General features: G+C 47.7%; 15 protein-coding genes and 1 other RNA gene. 6 read left to right on the top strand and 10 right to left on the bottom strand.

The features are described from left to right. Positions 1 to 706 precede the first annotated feature (706 nt). The gene (locus RTY00_RS07370; RefSeq protein WP_312663970.1) at positions 707 to 3,448 is read left to right on the top strand and encodes a restriction endonuclease; all 2,742 of its coding nucleotides are present in this window, start codon (positions 707 to 709) and stop codon (positions 3,446 to 3,448) included. A gap of 68 nt (positions 3,449 to 3,516) precedes the next feature. Here the strand turns inward: RTY00_RS07370 and RTY00_RS07365 are convergent, their stop codons facing one another. Both RTY00_RS07365 and RTY00_RS07360 read right to left on the bottom strand, forming a co-directional pair. Then, complete coding sequence (locus tag RTY00_RS07365; protein ID WP_008101580.1) at positions 3,517 to 3,873, bottom strand: hypothetical protein; 357 nt, start codon at positions 3,871 to 3,873, stop codon at positions 3,517 to 3,519. A 182-nt stretch (positions 3,874 to 4,055) separates the two neighbouring features. Further along, entirely contained in the window at positions 4,056 to 5,375 is a 1,320-nt protein-coding gene (locus tag RTY00_RS07360; protein WP_312663969.1) for a serine hydrolase, read from the bottom strand. 106 nt (positions 5,376 to 5,481) lie between these two features. Between RTY00_RS07360 and RTY00_RS07355 the strand changes: the two genes are divergently transcribed. Next, on the top strand, positions 5,482 to 6,399 hold the full coding sequence (locus tag RTY00_RS07355) for a LysR family transcriptional regulator (RefSeq protein ID WP_312663968.1): 918 nt from the start codon (positions 5,482 to 5,484) through the stop codon (positions 6,397 to 6,399). Here the strand turns inward: RTY00_RS07355 and RTY00_RS07350 are convergent. From RTY00_RS07350 to smpB, 3 genes are all read right to left on the bottom strand, one after another. Continuing rightward, positions 6,366 to 7,220, bottom strand: a complete 855-nt coding sequence (locus RTY00_RS07350) for a PA4780 family RIO1-like protein kinase (protein WP_312663971.1) — start codon at positions 7,218 to 7,220, stop codon at positions 6,366 to 6,368. The genes RTY00_RS07355 and RTY00_RS07350 overlap by 34 nt on opposite strands. A gap of 107 nt (positions 7,221 to 7,327) precedes the next feature. After that, positions 7,328 to 7,690, bottom strand: a transfer-messenger RNA (tmRNA) gene (ssrA, locus tag RTY00_RS07345). A gap of 44 nt (positions 7,691 to 7,734) precedes the next feature. After that, the gene (gene smpB / locus RTY00_RS07340) at positions 7,735 to 8,217 is read right to left on the bottom strand and encodes an SsrA-binding protein SmpB (RefSeq protein WP_007886141.1); all 483 of its coding nucleotides are present in this window, start codon (positions 8,215 to 8,217) and stop codon (positions 7,735 to 7,737) included. A 159-nt stretch (positions 8,218 to 8,376) separates the two neighbouring features. Between smpB and RTY00_RS07335 the strand changes: the two genes are divergently transcribed. Continuing rightward, positions 8,377 to 8,811 carry a type II toxin-antitoxin system RatA family toxin gene (locus RTY00_RS07335; protein WP_008101549.1) on the top strand — a complete coding sequence of 145 codons (435 nt, stop codon included), beginning with the start codon at positions 8,377 to 8,379 and terminating at the stop codon, positions 8,809 to 8,811. After that, positions 8,804 to 9,094 carry an RnfH family protein gene (locus RTY00_RS07330; RefSeq protein WP_061718029.1) on the top strand — a complete coding sequence of 97 codons (291 nt, stop codon included), beginning with the start codon at positions 8,804 to 8,806 and terminating at the stop codon, positions 9,092 to 9,094. Before RTY00_RS07335 ends, RTY00_RS07330 begins: the two co-directional genes overlap by 8 nt. A gap of 53 nt (positions 9,095 to 9,147) precedes the next feature. On the opposite strand, the gene bamE is transcribed toward RTY00_RS07330, so the two are convergent. The 3 genes from bamE to nadK all read right to left on the bottom strand — a co-directional run bounded on the left by bamE (position 9,148) and on the right by nadK (position 12,308). Next, complete coding sequence (gene bamE / locus RTY00_RS07325; RefSeq protein WP_061718027.1) at positions 9,148 to 9,495, bottom strand: outer membrane protein assembly factor BamE; 348 nt, start codon at positions 9,493 to 9,495, stop codon at positions 9,148 to 9,150. Positions 9,496 to 9,682: 187 nt separating this feature from the next. After that, a complete protein-coding gene (recN, locus tag RTY00_RS07320; RefSeq protein ID WP_312663967.1) occupies positions 9,683 to 11,344 on the bottom strand; it encodes a DNA repair protein RecN in 1,662 nt (553 codons plus the stop codon). Positions 11,345 to 11,429: 85 nt separating this feature from the next. After that, on the bottom strand, positions 11,430 to 12,308 hold the full coding sequence (gene nadK, locus RTY00_RS07315; protein ID WP_008101540.1) for an NAD(+) kinase: 879 nt from the start codon (positions 12,306 to 12,308) through the stop codon (positions 11,430 to 11,432). Between the two features lie 122 nt (positions 12,309 to 12,430). On the opposite strand from nadK, the gene grpE reads away from it, so the two are divergent. After that, positions 12,431 to 13,009, top strand: coding sequence for a nucleotide exchange factor GrpE (gene grpE, locus RTY00_RS07310; RefSeq protein WP_312663966.1), 579 nt, complete (start codon positions 12,431 to 12,433; stop codon positions 13,007 to 13,009). Between the two features lie 46 nt (positions 13,010 to 13,055). On the opposite strand, the gene ung is transcribed toward grpE, so the two are convergent. Next, on the bottom strand, positions 13,056 to 13,733 hold the full coding sequence (gene ung / locus RTY00_RS07305; protein WP_312663965.1) for a uracil-DNA glycosylase: 678 nt from the start codon (positions 13,731 to 13,733) through the stop codon (positions 13,056 to 13,058). Between the two features lie 265 nt (positions 13,734 to 13,998). Between ung and grcA the strand changes: the two genes are divergently transcribed. After that, positions 13,999 to 14,382: an autonomous glycyl radical cofactor GrcA gene (grcA, locus tag RTY00_RS07300; protein WP_312663964.1), complete on the top strand. Its 384-nt coding sequence runs from the start codon at positions 13,999 to 14,001 to the stop codon at positions 14,380 to 14,382. Between the two features lie 188 nt (positions 14,383 to 14,570). Here the strand turns inward: grcA and RTY00_RS07295 are convergent. After that, positions 14,571 to 15,378 (bottom strand): helicase-related protein (locus RTY00_RS07295; protein WP_312663963.1); only part of this gene is annotated, 808 nt, incomplete at its 5' end.

Raw genomic sequence — 15,378 nt, 5'->3', positions numbered from 1 at the left:
AGACATAAGATTTATTGGTTAATGGAGTGTTGCGTAAAGTCTAAGGGGATAGCGCTGAAGATGCAAAGTTGAGGAAACGTAAAATAAAGATATTTTTTCTTCATAATTATATCAAATAGCTGTGATTGCGTTCCGTAAGTGTGTTGTAAATTCGAGTAATCAGAATGCTTTATTCTAATCTGATAAAAAGTCGCTATCTTATTTAGGTGATATATTTCTCTTGTCATCAAATGTTTTAAATTCATCTCAAAGAAGGACAGTAAATTTGTGGTGAATTTGCTTGTCGATTCATTATGTTCGGTAATTTGATCTCGTTTATACGAGATGGTTTTTTGGCGGGGTTTTTCGTTTTTATCTGACGCACTTGGAATGGAGTTAGATGGTAATGGTTTTATAAGGGAACTGCTGATGGAATGTTTACGTTAAGGCGTCAGTGAAATTCCACGTGGTGGGTTTGGGTTCTGAAAATTTAGGGTTTTAAGGATTATTATATTGCCATTTTTTTTATGTTGGTGTTTTTTTCTTTGTATGGGAGTGGTTCTATTTTTTCCTTCCTAAGCTTGACATTGGAATTAAATGTGTATCAATATGTGACTTGATGTCGTTCTCGCTTTTTTTACCTTCATTAGAAGGTTTTTTTAATTAGCTTTGTAATTGTTTATTTTTATTAAAAACGGAAGTTTTAATTAATTTAAAAGGAGTGTTTATGAGTAGACCCTTACCACTGAATAAAGATTTAATTGTATGTGTCCCCAAGAATTACTCCTCTACAATGAAAGGAAAATTTTTTGAAAGTTTTTGCGCAGATATTTTACGTCGGCAATCTTTCAGAATTGATGGAATGGAAGTTAGAAAGTCTGGAATGGAAATTGATATTCAAGCTACGCATACGCCTTCGAATGAGAAGCTTTATGTAGAGTGTAAGTTCATGCAGCAAAAAATCGACTCATCAATAGTGGACTTGGCTTTTTCTCAGTCATTCAGAGCAAAAGTCAAAAAGATAGCGCTTTTTTCTATTTCAGACTTAGGTAAAGATGCACAATCAACTCTTGAAGACTTTAGAATGGATGAGAGAATTGATTATTCTTTTTTCGATAAGAAAGAAATTCTCAAGTCAATTTTAGCAACTGGAAAAGTAGAAGATTTTCCATCTGAAAAAATCCCTGCAAAATATACAAGTGCTTCCCTTCTTGTTCATCCTGAAGTGGAAATGACTTGGCTGCTTCAGGAATCTGAAAACGGCAGTCCTATACGTCTAGTCCCTTTTGCAGTAGATGAAATGAAAACTCATCCATCAATCTCAAAGTTAAGTGAGATAATGAGGGAACAAGGTTTTTTTGAAGGACTTGAAATTACTGATTATTTTTATTTGTCTCAACCTGAGCTGAAAAAGAATAATATTATTCTATCTGAGTCGTATGAGAAGGAAATTGTAAGCGATATTATACTTGCTGATGATTTGATGGATTATAAACCTTGTAGGCCCAAGGATTTTGTTGGCCGAGATACCGTTCAGAAAGAAATATGGGATTATCTAGATGGTGTTAGGATTGGAGAGTTTAAAAGCCGAGTTCTTTCACTAGTCGGCAGGTCGGGGAATGGTAAATCATCATTAATTGCAATGCTTTCATCAAGATTTAAAAATATAAAATGGAGAAATAAGTTTTTTCTAGCATCAGTAGATGTTAGATCAGCAAGAGGCGGAAGGTTTGTGGCTGAAGCTGTTGTTAAAGCATTCAATATGGCAATTAATGAAGGCTTCATAAAATATAATAAAGAATTTATTATTGAAAATATTGCTGATATTACTAGCTCAGAAAGCTTCAAGGAGTGTATGAGGTATTTAGAAGATAATGAAAAGGTTTTGACTATCTTCTTTGATCAATTTGAAGAAGTTTTTATGAAAGAGGAACTTTTTGGGTTATTTAAAGCATTTGAAAGATTTGGTTTAGATGTGTCAGCTTTGCAAAGCAATATTGTGGTCGGCTTTTCCTGGAGAACTGGTATTACATTAGGAGATGAAAACCCAGCATATTCCATGTGGAATAATTTGAAAGATTATAGGGTTGAAAAGAGACTTGAGCAATTCGAACTTAAAGATTCTTCGAAATTAATAAGTGGCTTTGAACTAACTACTGGATTTAAGTTAAAAAAACCATTGCGGACCAGATTGATACAGCAAGCTCAGGGATATCCTTGGCTGTTGAAAAAATTGTGCATTCATGTTTTCAAAAAACTGAAGGGTGGTATATCTCAAGATCAGATGTTAGTGAGTCAACTTCAAATATCTAATTTATTTGATGAAGATTTGGATAGGCCTGAAAAACAAAATGCTTGTCTTAGATTTGTAGCTAAGAATTCACCAGTTAGCCAGTATGAAACAACTAAAGATTTTGGTAGTGATACGGTTTTAAATTTGATATCAGATAGGATGATAATAAAAACAGGCGAAAAGTTATCAGTTTACTGGGATGTTTTTAGAGATTATTTAAAGGGTAATGCATTACCAGTAATACCTTGGTCGTATATGCCGTCAAACTCGCCAAAGATGATATCATCAATATTAAATGTAATAGACTTATTCAAAAAAATTAGCGTGGATGCTTTGCAAAAACGACTGAATTACACAAGAGGAACTCTCGCTAATGTTATTATGGATTTGCAGTATTTTGTATTGATCGACAGAAACGCTAAGGGTGATGTTTTATCTAGAGATAGCATCAATTCGTTGCCTGAATTTTTAAGGGAGCATTTTAACAGTCATAGTGTATATCTAAACCTTCTTGAGCATGTTGAAGATGCTGACTTAAAAAGGGTTAATATAAAGCAATATGAGGAAGTGATAAAAAACACATATCTTAATAAAGATGGAAGTTATCCGAAGGGATACAATTCTCGCTTTTTGGCATGGTTGCAATATACAGGCCTAGTCTCTGTAATAGGACAGTCAGTTGTTATATATGATGGCGAACTGGCATCGCCTGCTTTTGGTGTGGTTGATTTAGAGAAGCGAGGTGTTAAAAATAGACGCGGGTCTCTTTTCCTAGCAGCAACAACTCCTGAGAAAACATCTGAGGTAGCAAAGTATTTATATGACAATAAAAACATGGATTATAATTACATTAAGGAAAATAAATATAGGAATGCTATTCAAGACCTTGTTGCATTAAGTTTCTGCTTTAGAAAAGATGATCAGGTTATTATCAATCCTAAAGTCGATTCAATGTTACAACACAGCAGTGTTGAACGCGTACTGGCTCGCTTAGTTTCGGATTCACCAGCAATGAAGATCCTTAATTCTTATGTAAATAAATTTGGTGAGGATGATAAAAAGACGTTGGGTACAACACTTGCAGAAGAATTAGGGCGTACTTGGAAATTAGATACAATATTACGATATGTATATGCATTAATGCGGTATCGCAATTTTTCGTTAGATAAATTATAGCTAGATGTTGTCTTTAAAAGTAAAAGGCTGAATTCACAGCCTTTTACATAATTAACTACTTTAATAGTTTATTCAGTCACTTTCTTCTTCAGATCGCTGGCACCTTCTTTGGTTTTATTCCAACCTTTCTGCGTGCCTTCTTTGGTGGCATCCCAACCTTTCTCAGAACCTTCTTTTGTTTTGTTCCAGGCTTTCTGCGTCCCTTCGCTGGCTTTGCTGGTCATGCTGTCGCTTTTACCTTCAGCGGCATGCTTGGCTTTGAGCTGCTGCTCTTTACCTTCGTTCTGCGCCTGATGCAGTTTTTCTTTAGCGGTGTTAGCACCGGCCTGCGCGTTAGCGACAGTCTCATCAGTTGCATGTGTGGTCGCGGCAAAAGCCGAAGAAGCCATCAGAATGGCTGACAGTGCAATAATGGTCTTTTTCATAATTCCCTCTTTCATGAAATATGTCGTCTCAGGTATTCATCCTGGCATAGGCCGGGATGGAAAGATTTAAGAATAAACCAGGAATGAAAAAGGTCTAGTTTCGTTGGTTAAATCGACACCAGATAGCATTTTAGGTTGTTGCAGGAAGAGATGAGAGCCACCTTAACGGTGGCCCCGCAGCATTAACCTGCCAGCTGCTGCGCAATCGCGCTATACATTAACGCCGCTTCAAGTGGCTGAGCATTCATCTTTGGTTCCGCTTCCGGCCAGGTTGACCATTGCACGATCACCAGGTTTTCAGCACGGTTCACCATAATCACCTGACCATAAATTCCCAGCGCCCACAGAGAATTTTTCAACGCTTTATCGGCGGTTGGAGCGACATGTTGCGCATTGGCGGCAACCGCGTTGTTCCACCATTGATAGCCATAAGTGCCTTCAGGATGAGCGGCGGATACCGAGTTACGCGCCTGCGTCCAGTTGGATGCATCATCCAGCCAGTGAACGGGCAACATCTGCTGACCATTTGGCAAACGACCATCATTCATGATGAACAAGCCGAAGCGGCCCCAATCTTCCAGCGTGGCGTTAAAGCCATGCGCGCCAACGTCGTGTTGGCCTTTGGCATAGGCATGCCATACGCCATCGCTGGCCATGCCGTAAGGCTTCCAGATGGATTGTTCCAGCCAGGAGGCGATTGACAAACCGGTGGCTTTCTCCAGCACATCGCCGAGCAACCACGCACCGCCGGATGAGTACGACCAGGATTCTCCTGCCGGATGTGCGCGATGCAATTGCTTGATGATATTGCGCACGCAATCGTAGGTGCCAGGGCGCGCTTCGCACTGCGTCAGATGCGCAAAGTCAGAGTTGGGATTAGTGTAATCCTCGTTCCAGGCAACACCGGAAGTGTGCTGGATCAATTGTTTCAGCGTGACGCCATCCCAGGCGGTGCCGTTGAGATCCGGCTCGTAATCCGTCACCCGATCGTCAAGCGAATGGATTTTACCTTGCTTGATGGCGATACCAACTAGCGTGGAAACCACCGATTTGCCCACTGAGCGTGACGTCCATAATGTCTGGTCGGTATTGCCTTCGCCAAGATACTTATAGGCAATTTTCCCGTTCTTCAGCACCAGCATGCCGCTGACATTTTCCCGTTTCAGGTAATCGGACAATGAATAGCGTTTGCCGTTAAAGGTGTAAGAAGCATCGGTCAGCGGCTTGCTGGCGGCTTTCAATGGCGTTGATTTTCCATGATGAAATACATCGCCCGCGTAGTTGCGGTAATCATTGCGGAATCCCACCACACGATCGGCCTGGCTCCAGCTCAGCATCTGATGCGGATCCGGCAGCTTTTTATCAAAAGGCTGTGGGCAAGATTGCAGCATTACGCCACCGCAATTCTGTGTTTCCGCTGCGAAGGAGGGCGAGGCGAAGGAAAGGGTAATCGCGCTCAGCGATGCGGCCATCAGGATGGGTTGTAAAAGACGTTTATGCATTTTGTTCTCTGCGCTTGAGGAGTGAATACGCAGCAGTATAAGAACGGTTAATCCCCTGATAAAATCACTCAATGGGGGAAAAACCCTCTCAATTATGGAGTCTGTCATGACCGCGTTGCGCTACTCTTTTTCGCAAATTGAAGCCTTTGCCACGATTGCTGAAACCGGCAGCGTTTCAAAAGCTGCCCTGTTGCTGGGGAAGGATCGCACCACGGTGCGTGACTTGCTGGATTATCTTGAAGATGCGTTGGGTTACACGCTGTTCTTACGGGAAGGGCGCAGGTTACTGCTGACGGAAAAAGGCCAACAGCTGCATCGTCAGGCGCATCTTTTTCTGCGTCAGGCGCAGGCATTTGAATCCTACGCGCGTGCATTGCCTGCTGCCGTCGAGCAGGAACTGGTGCTGGTTTACGATCCTTTCGTTCCGCACGCTTTTCTTCACGCTGTTATTGAATATATGGCTGAGAAGAACATCCGTTTTAACGCATGGAGTGGTACGCGTGATGAGGCTGAAGCGGCGCTCAAAAATGGGACGGCGCATGTTGCTATCTGCCAGGCGCAGCATCGTACGTTGGGAAATGAGATGGAATGGCAGGCGCTGGGCACCATCGAACTTAATTTTTTCGCCGCCCGCACGATGTTTCGCGATCAGCCGCGGCCGGTGACGCTGCTCGATCTGTCACTGATTCCGCAGTTGGTTATGCATCCCCACCACGATGAGCAGATTAGTCGACGCCTGCAAATTTCTGGCAAATCCCTGTTCGTTAACGATCGCGCCATCCTGCAACATTTGCTGGAAAGTGGCGCGGGCTGGGGATTCCTGCCGATGCATTTTCAGGCTCAGCAGTGGCGCAATGTGCAACTATTGCCCACCGAAGTCGGCAATCAGGGATTGAATGTTACGCTGGTAACGTTATGGAATCCGGGAGGCAATAAACATGCAATAGCCGAGGCGTTTATTGCCAGCCTGCCCGAGCTGTGGAGCCGCATCTACTCCTCGTCGCGTTCTTTAGCGGCGCGCTGACGATCGTAGAACTCATCTTCGGCGGCGATGATCTCATCCATCAGCGAATTCATATCCACTTCATGCAACTCTTCTACGAAGAGACCAGTAAGCGGCGTTTCTGGCGTAAGCTTTCCGTCTTCATATAATTGCCAGATCTCTTTCGCATAGCGCGTTTGCAAAATCTGCGGAGCGTATTGCCCGTAATAGGCGGTGATGTTATTCACATCGCGCTCAAACATTGATTCCGCATGGTTGTTTGCGGCGGCATCGACAGCTTGCGGCAAGTCGATAATGACCGGTCCGTTGGCATCCTGTAGCACGTTGAATTCCGACAGATCGCCATGAACAATACCGGCGCACAGCATGCGCACGATATTGCGGATCATCGTATCGAAATCTTTCATTGCGTTCTCTTCAGAGAGGAACACATCACTCAGGCGTGGCGCAACCAGGCCTTCTGCGTCTGTGACCAGCTCCATCAATAATACGCCGTCGATGCAAATGTAGGGGTGCGGGACGCGCACGCCAGCATTCGCCAGGCGGAATAACGCATCAACTTCGGCGCTTTGCCAGGTCTCTTCTTGCTGCTTACGTCCGAATTTCGACCCTTTTTGCATCGCACGTGAATTGCGGCTGTTACGGACTTTACGTCCTTCCTGATAATGCACGGCCTGCTTAAAACTTCGTTGCGTGGCGTCCTTGTACACTTTGGCACATTGGATTTTTCCGCCCGTTAACACGGTATAAACGTCAGCTTCTTTGCCGCTTCTTAGTCTCTGTAGTACTTCATCTACCAGGCCATCATCGACGAGAGGCTGGAGTCGGTTTGGGATTTTCATGCGAGTCGCCTTGAAAGAGTCCAGATACAAAAAAGCCCGCAGGGCTTGCGCCATGCGGGCTCTTAGGACTTCATCGGATGACTCTGGTAATCACCGATGGAGAATTTTGGTGGAGCTGGCGGGAGTTGAACCCGCGTCCGAAATTACTACACCGTCGGCACTACATGCTTAGTCAGTCTTTACATTCGCCGGCCAGCTGCGGACAGACACGCCACTGACAAACTAGCCTGATTAGATTTAGTGCTTCAACCCCAGGCAAGGCATCCACACGATCTCTTTTGGGTTTGACCTCTCTTGATCCCCGTCTTAAGAGCGGAAGCTAGGGAGAGAGGGCTTCAAAGCAGGTTATTAAGCTGCTAAAGCGTAGTTTTCGTCGTTTGCGACTATTTTTTTGCGGCTTTTTACGAGGCAAACCGCCCCTCGGCATGCTCCTAAGGCTTCACAATCCCGTCGAGTCCAGAATCAGCCCCAAGAAATTTCAATACTACAGACAAGTGGCGTCAAGATCCAGCGCTTAACGCTTTGAATTCTTCATAATACGCGCTTTATCCATCTTCCATTCGCGCTCTTTAACGTCGTCACGCTTGTCGTGCTCTTTCTTACCGCGCGCCACACCGATTTTCAGTTTGGCCCAGGCATTTTTCCAGTACATTGACAGCGCAACTACGGTAAAGCCTTCGCGGTTAACGCGACCATACAGCGAATCGAGTTCGCGTTGTTTTAGCAGCAGCTTGCGGCTTCGCGTGGGATCACACACCACATGCGTTGAAGCCACCGCCAGCGGCTGGAAAGTGGAGCCGAACAGGTAAGCTTCACCATCGCGCAGCAGAATGTAGCTATCACTGATGTTTGCCTTACCGGCACGCAGTGATTTGACTTCCCATCCTTGTAACGACATACCCGCCTCGAACTCTTCTTCAATGAAGTATTCATGACGTGCGCGTTTATTGAGGGCAATAGTGGCTGAACCGGGTTTGTTAACTTTTTTCTTTGTCATAGTGCGGCGTAGTCTACATCACTCAGTTTATGGGCGCATCCCCTGTCCTGCAGGGCGGTAAAAAACACTCCATTTTAGCACAGCAAGCAAAGCCGTGAATTTTTGTTTGGTGACCGAAAATGGTATTATTCAATGGTTTTGTGATGAACAGGAACCATTATGGCCCAGATTAGTCGTTCAGCGCTGGTCCCTTATAGCGCTGAGCAGATGTACCGTCTTGTGAATGACGTGGATGCTTATCCTCAGTTTCTGCCGGGCTGCACCGGCAGTCGCGTGCTGGATAATAGCGGAGATCAAATGACCGCGGCCGTTGATGTCTCTAAAGCCGGCATCAGTAAAACTTTCACCACACGTAATACGCTGATCAGCAACCAAAGCATATTGATGCAGTTGGTTGATGGCCCGTTTCGTAAATTGACCGGCGGCTGGCATTTCACCTCATTGGGTGATGATGCCTGCAAAGTTGAGTTGAACCTTGATTTTGAGTTCACCAATATGCTGGTAGAAATGGCGTTCGGCCGCATCTTTAAAGAGCTGGCGAATAGCATGGTGCAGGCATTCAGTCAGCGCGCGAAAGAGGTTTATCGTGCCTGATATCAGCGTGGAAGTGGTTTACGCATTGCCGGATAAGCAGTATTTGCGTGCCGTCACGCTTGAGGAAGGCGCAACTGTTGAGCAAGCGATCAAGGCGTCGGGTTTGCTATCACTGCGTAAAGATATTGATCTGAACTCGAACAAGGTCGGGATTTATAGCCGCCCGGTAAAATTGGCTGATGTCGTGCAGGATGGTGATCGCATTGAGATTTATCGTCCGCTGATTGCCGATCCGAAAGAGTTGCGGCGTCAGCGCGCAGAGCGTTCAGCTGAAAAGAAATAGTCAGAAAGTAAAACTAAAAAAGGCGCTTAAGCGCCTTTTTTATTGCCGTTCGCTTAGCCTTCTTTGCCAGTGAGCTTCGGCTTGTTGTCGATGTTGGTCAGCGTTCCGTTGCTGTCAAAGGTCAGCGTCAGGGTTTGCTGTTTCACACTTTCATGACCTGGTTCCTGGCGGAACACGTAATACCAAACGTTGCTGCCAAATGGATCGCGCATCATCGGCGTACCGAGCGTGTAGGCAACCTGCTGCTGCGTCATGCCGTTATGAATCTTCGACACATCGTTGGCGACCAGGTAATTCCCCTGATTGATATCCGGACGATACACAACGCGCTCAAGGGTGGAACATCCAGCGGTCATCATCAACATTACTACTGCCGCGGCAGTCAGCGTTTTACAGCGCATCTATACATTCCTTTTCTGGGGCCAAACGCCTTTCAGAAGGCTATTTTTTTGCCATCAAATTCTGAACTCTGCCTGCGGCAGGCTTTATTACTCAGACGACATAACTGCCGATGATAATAAACCTTTTCGCTATTTGAAACCTCTACAGAGCAAGCATATGACCACCAGCAGGGAAAAAAGTGCGGTATCAGGCGGCTAAAAGTTCTTTAGCGTTAGCCAGCGTGTTGCGAGTCACCTCGCTGCCGCCCAGTAAACGCGCTAACTCTTGCAGACGCGCGCGTTTATCCAGCGGCTGCATATGGGTTTCTGTCATCGCGCCATCGGTTTCTTTGCTGACGTAGAAGTGCTGATGACCGCAACCAGCAACCTGCGGCAGGTGCGTCACACACATCACCTGCGTTGACTCGCCTAGCTGACGCAGCATTTGGCCTACAACTGCGGCGGTTGGGCCGCTGATACCGACATCAACTTCATCGAAGATCATCGCTGGCGTTTCCATTTTCTGTGCAGTGATCACCTGAATCGCCAGCGCAATACGCGACAGCTCGCCGCCGGATGCCACTTTGCCCAGCGGCTGGAGCGGCTGGCCTGGGTTCGTCGTGACGCGGAAATCAATGCGCGTTGCGCCATCTGCAGTGAGTTGATCGGCATTGAACTCCAGCACGATAGCGAACTGGCCGTGCGGCATTGCCAGCGTGCGCATGCTTTGGGTAATCAGCTGGCTCAACTCTTGAGCGGAGTGTTCACGCAGTTGATGCAGATTTTCAGCACTTGCTAACGCGGCTTTGTGGTGCGCGACGACTTCAGACTGCAAGGTTTCCTGATCGCTCTCTTGCTGCGAAAGCAGTTCTGCTTCATCCAGCAACTGCTGATAAAGTACCGGCAAGGTTTCAGGTGAGACATGATGCTTGCGCGCCAGCGCGATCTGTCGTGACAGACGTTGCTCTAGCTCATGCAAGCGATTGGGATCGAGATCCAGACGTTCGCAATAGTGACGCAGTTCATCGCTGGCTTCACTGAGCTGAATTGCAGCTTCCTCCAGCAGATTGAACACGCCGCTGACTTTATTATCCAGGGTCACCAGTTCACCCAGCATGTGACGTGCGCTATACAGCAGGCTCTGCAGGTTGGTGTCATCACCATCGGCGAGAATTTGTAGCGCTTGCTGGCTGGTGGACAGCAACTGGCCGCTGTTCGCCAGGCGCTTGTACTCTTCATCAATCTGTTCGAATTCACCCAACTGCGGGGAAAATTCATTGAGTTCTTTCAACTGATACTGCAACAGCTCGCGACGTGATTCACGCTCTTGTGAGAGCTGCTGATGCTGCGCCAGTGCGCGGCAGCTCTGATGCCAGCGCTGATAGTGCTGGCGCATGTCAGACAGCAAATCATCGTGGGCTGCATAAGCATCCAGCAGATGTTTTTGGTGATCGGATTTGAGCAACAGCTGATGCGCATGCTGGCCGTGAATCTGAATCAACAATTGACCGAGTTCACGCAGCTGCGACAGCGGCACTGACGTGCCGTTGATAAAACCACGCGAACGACCATCCGCGCTAATCACACGACGCAGCAGACACTCATTGCCTTCATCCAGCTGATTCTCGACCAGCCAGCGCTGTGCGGAAGGTGAAGCTTTTAGTTGGAAGCGGGCGCAGATATCCGCGCGACTGGCACCCTGACGCACCATATCTGCTTCAGCGCGTCCGCCCAGACACAGGCCCAGCGCATCAATGGCGATAGATTTACCTGCGCCGGTTTCACCCGTGATCGCCGTCATACCACGATGAAAGTCGATCTCCAGTTCACGAACGATAGCAAAGTTACTGATGGTCAGTTGTGCCAGCATAGAATCACCTGTATGTAAAAACAGATATGGTTTTACATACAGTATATCCTGGTATTTTATACAGTAAAGTAGTCAGTGCTGATTTTCAGAACAATTTTTTAGACCAACCCAGCTTTGAGCTTAAGGTATTAAAATAGTTGTAATTTTTAGGATGGATGAGATTGAGATGATTAGCGCTACGGCGAATCAGGACATCTTCACCTTCCTGAATGGGCAAGGCAATCTGGCTATCGCAGCTGATCTCCAGATCGCTGCGCAGGGAAGAAAAACGCAGGCGGATGGTGCTGCTGCTGTTAATCACCAGCGGACGCGCTGAGAGCGTATGCGGGAACATCGGGACCAGCGTAATGGCATCCAGTGACGGCGTCAGAATGGGGCCGCCCGCCGAGAGCGAGTAGGCGGTTGAACCGGTTGGCGTGGAGATAATCAAACCATCGGAGCGCTGTGAAAAGGCAAACACCTCATCAATATAGACTTCGAATTCAATCATGTGCGCGACTTTGCCGGGATGCAGCACCACCTCATTGATGGCGCTACCAATACGCGGCGAGCAATCTTCTTTACATACCTGCGCTTCCAGCAGGAAGCGGCTTTCGACGAAGTAATCGCCCTGCAGCACATCGTCCAGCTGCTGCTGCGCGTTGTCGGGATCGAGATCGGTAAGAAAACCGAGGTTGCCACGGTTTATGCCAATTACTTTAATGTCATAGCGCGCCAGCACGCGGGCGGCGCCAAGCATGTTGCCATCGCCACCCACAACAACTGCTAAATCAGCGCGTTGACCAATATCCGCAAGACTGCCGGTTTCGGCATTTTTCAAATCCAGTTCGCGCGCAATCTGCTGCTCGACAATCACCTCATAACCCTTTGCCGTTAGCCAGCGCCAGAGCATTTCATGGGTGGTTAACGCAGTAGGATGGCGCGGATGGCCGACAATCCCGATGCAGTTAAAGTGTTTGTTCATTTAGCGCGAGTTCCTTATAAGCCAAAACGGCCAGGCAATGTGATGGGTTTACTTGAAACCGTCAAACTGATCCCCATAATAAGCCAACCAGCGAGATGAATGTGCAAAACGCGGAGAAATTCATGAGTAGTAAAGAACAGAACACCCCAAACGAGCAAGTCTCAGACGAAATTCAACAGGATCAGCAGCACGTGGACGCAGAGACAACCGCTGAGGTGGATCCGCGTGATGAGCGTATCGCGCAACTGGAAGCCGAGTTAGCCGTGTCGCAAACCGGCGTGCGTGATGCACAGCTGCGTGCGCAGGCGGAGATCGAGAATATCCGTCGTCGTGCTGAAATGGATGTGGAAAAGGCGCATAAATTTGCGCTGGAAAAATTTGCCAACGAGCTGCTGCCAGTTATCGATAGCCTGGAGCGCGCGCTGGAAGTCGCAAACAAAGATAACGCTGAACTGGCTTCGATGATTGAAGGTATCGAGCTGACGCTGAAGTCGCTGCTGGGCGCGGTGCGTAAGTTTGGCGTGGAAGTGGTTGGCGAAACCAATGTGCCATTCAATCCAGAGATCCATCAGGCGATGTCGATGATGGAATCAGAAGAGATGGCGCCAAATCACGTGCTGATGGTGATGCAGCGTGGTTACACCCTCAACGGTCGCCTGTTGCGTCCGGCGATGGTGGCAGTGACCAAAGCCAAAGGCTAATCTGTCGCTGTAATAACAACGGCCGCGTAATGCGGCCGTTTGTTTTTTATGGCAGCACCGGCATCCAATCGATGGGTGACTGGCCTGATTGGCTCAGCAGCGCATTCGCCTGCGAGAAATGTTTGCTGCCAAAAAAGCCGCGATGCGCGGAGAGCGGAGAAGGGTGCGGCGCTTTAAGCACATGATGACGTTGCGTATCAATGATGCTGCCTTTCTTCTGCGCGTGCGATCCCCACAATAAGAAAATCACCCCTTCGCGATGCTGATTGATGGCGCTGATAACGTTATCAGTGAAAGTTTCCCAGCCCAAGCGCGCGTGCGAATGCGCTTTACTGGCTTCCACCGTTAACACGGTGTTCAACAGCATCACGCCTTGCGTTGCCCAACTTTCAAGAAAACCGTGCGTAGGGCGCACAAAGCCGGGCATGTCCTGCTCCAGCTCTTTGTACATGTTTAATAGTGATGGCGGTATCGCCACGCCGGGCAGCACAGAAAAAGCCAGACCATGCGCCTGATTTGGGCCGTGATAAGGATCCTGGCCCAAAATCACCACTTTGATATCGCCCAGTTCGGTCAGCCGAAAGGCATTAAACACATCCTTCTGCGGCGGATACACCGTTACGCCGGCAGCGCGTTCATTGGCCACCGCTTTCAGCGTTTCCACGAAGTAAGGTTTCTCTTTCTCTTCAGCCAGCACGTCGTGCCAGGTCAGCTTCTCAGCCATCATTGACTCCCTGCAAAATAGTGCGCCTAGCTTAACGTGTCGAACTCAACAGCAGAAGGGTAAAAATAATTTGAATATTTACGTAAATTTTTAATTGTCGAAGTTGTTATGAATCAAGTTGTTAGGTTTTCAGCTTGCAATAGTGACTGAACGAAATTGATACAGGTCAAAACGGTGGGTTTCTTGCAGTGATATACCACAGCATTCCAAAACTTTATGAACCTCGCTGTCCTGTTGCGACAGCGTAAAGCCCTGGAGACCTACTATGATTACCGGTATTCAAATTACTCAGGCAAATAATCCACAGTTGTTGAACTCATTCTGGCTGCTGGACGATGATAAAGCCGAAGCGCGCTGCCTGTGCGCCAAAGGGGATTTCGCGGAAGATCAGGTTGTTGCTATCAGCGACCTCGGCGAAATCGCTTACCGTGAAATTCCACTTGAGCAGAAGCCGCAAGTGCGTATCGAAGGTGGTCAGCATCTGAACGTTAACGTGCTGCGCCGCGAAACGCTGGAAGATGCCGTCAATCATCCGGAAAAATATCCGCAGTTGACCATTCGCGTATCAGGCTATGCCGTACGCTTTAACGCGCTGACGCCAGAGCACCAGCGTGACGTGATTACACGTACATTCACCGAAAGCCTGTAATTGCAGCGCTGACGAAAAGACACACAGCAATACAAGCCGCGCCAATGTTGATTGGCGCGGCTTTTTTTATATGGCTTGATGACAAAGAAAGACTTCTTGAGGCCGTTTGATAGCGAAAGTGCTTTTTCGCTACGCTTAAAACAAAAAAATCGCCTCAAAAGAGGCGATTAATTACAGCGAGTGCTGTTTTATTCCGCACCAGACTCTGGTGCATCGCTACCGCTTGGCTTGCGGCGTTTACCTACATTTTTGGTATCGCGATGGCGTTGTTTGACGCGCGGTTTCTCTTGTTCTTTATCTTTACGCTCTTGACGCTTCGCAAGGGCTTTTTTCGACGGTTTCCCCGTCACTTTGGCACTTGGCGCACGGCTTTCTGGACGCAGCTCATCAATCACACGCGCTTTCAACGGCTCGTTGATGTAACGGGTGATTTTGCCCAGCAGCACGTGGTCATGCGCTTCGACCAGCGAGATTGCGGTACCTTTACGGCCCGCACGCGCGGTACGGCCGATGCGGTGCAAATAGGTATCGGCGGTGCGCGGCAAATCGTAGTTAATGACGTGTGAGATATCGTCAATGTCGATACCGCGCGCAGCAACGTCGGTGGCAATCATCACCGTAACGCGGCCATCATTCATACGTTTGATCGCTTCGTTACGATTGACCTGCACCATTTCGCCTTCGAGATAGCTGGTGCGAATGCCGGCTTCATGAAGCCAGGTGACCAGCTCATGTAGGCGCTCACGTTTACGCACAAATACGATGACGCGCGTGGCGTCTGGCTGTTTCAACAGGTGAATCAGCAGCTTGTTTTTATGCTGCAGATCGTCGGCGCGGTAATACCATTGCTGAATCTTTTTACGTTCGCTTTTGCTTGGGTCGGCTTCAATAAACACCGGCTCGTTGAGCAAGCGCTCGGCGAAGTCTTTAATGTGATCGCCTTCCAGCGTCGCTGAGAGCAGCAGCGTCTGTTTGCGCCAGGTGGTTTCTGCGGCG

The organism is Pantoea sp. CTOTU49201 (assembly GCF_032054795.1).
Taxonomy (GTDB): Bacteria; Pseudomonadota; Gammaproteobacteria; order Enterobacterales; family Enterobacteriaceae; genus Pantoea; species Pantoea symbiotica.
The sequence above is the reverse complement of the archived record's forward strand: the minus strand, read 5'-3'. Positions and strand labels throughout refer to the sequence as shown.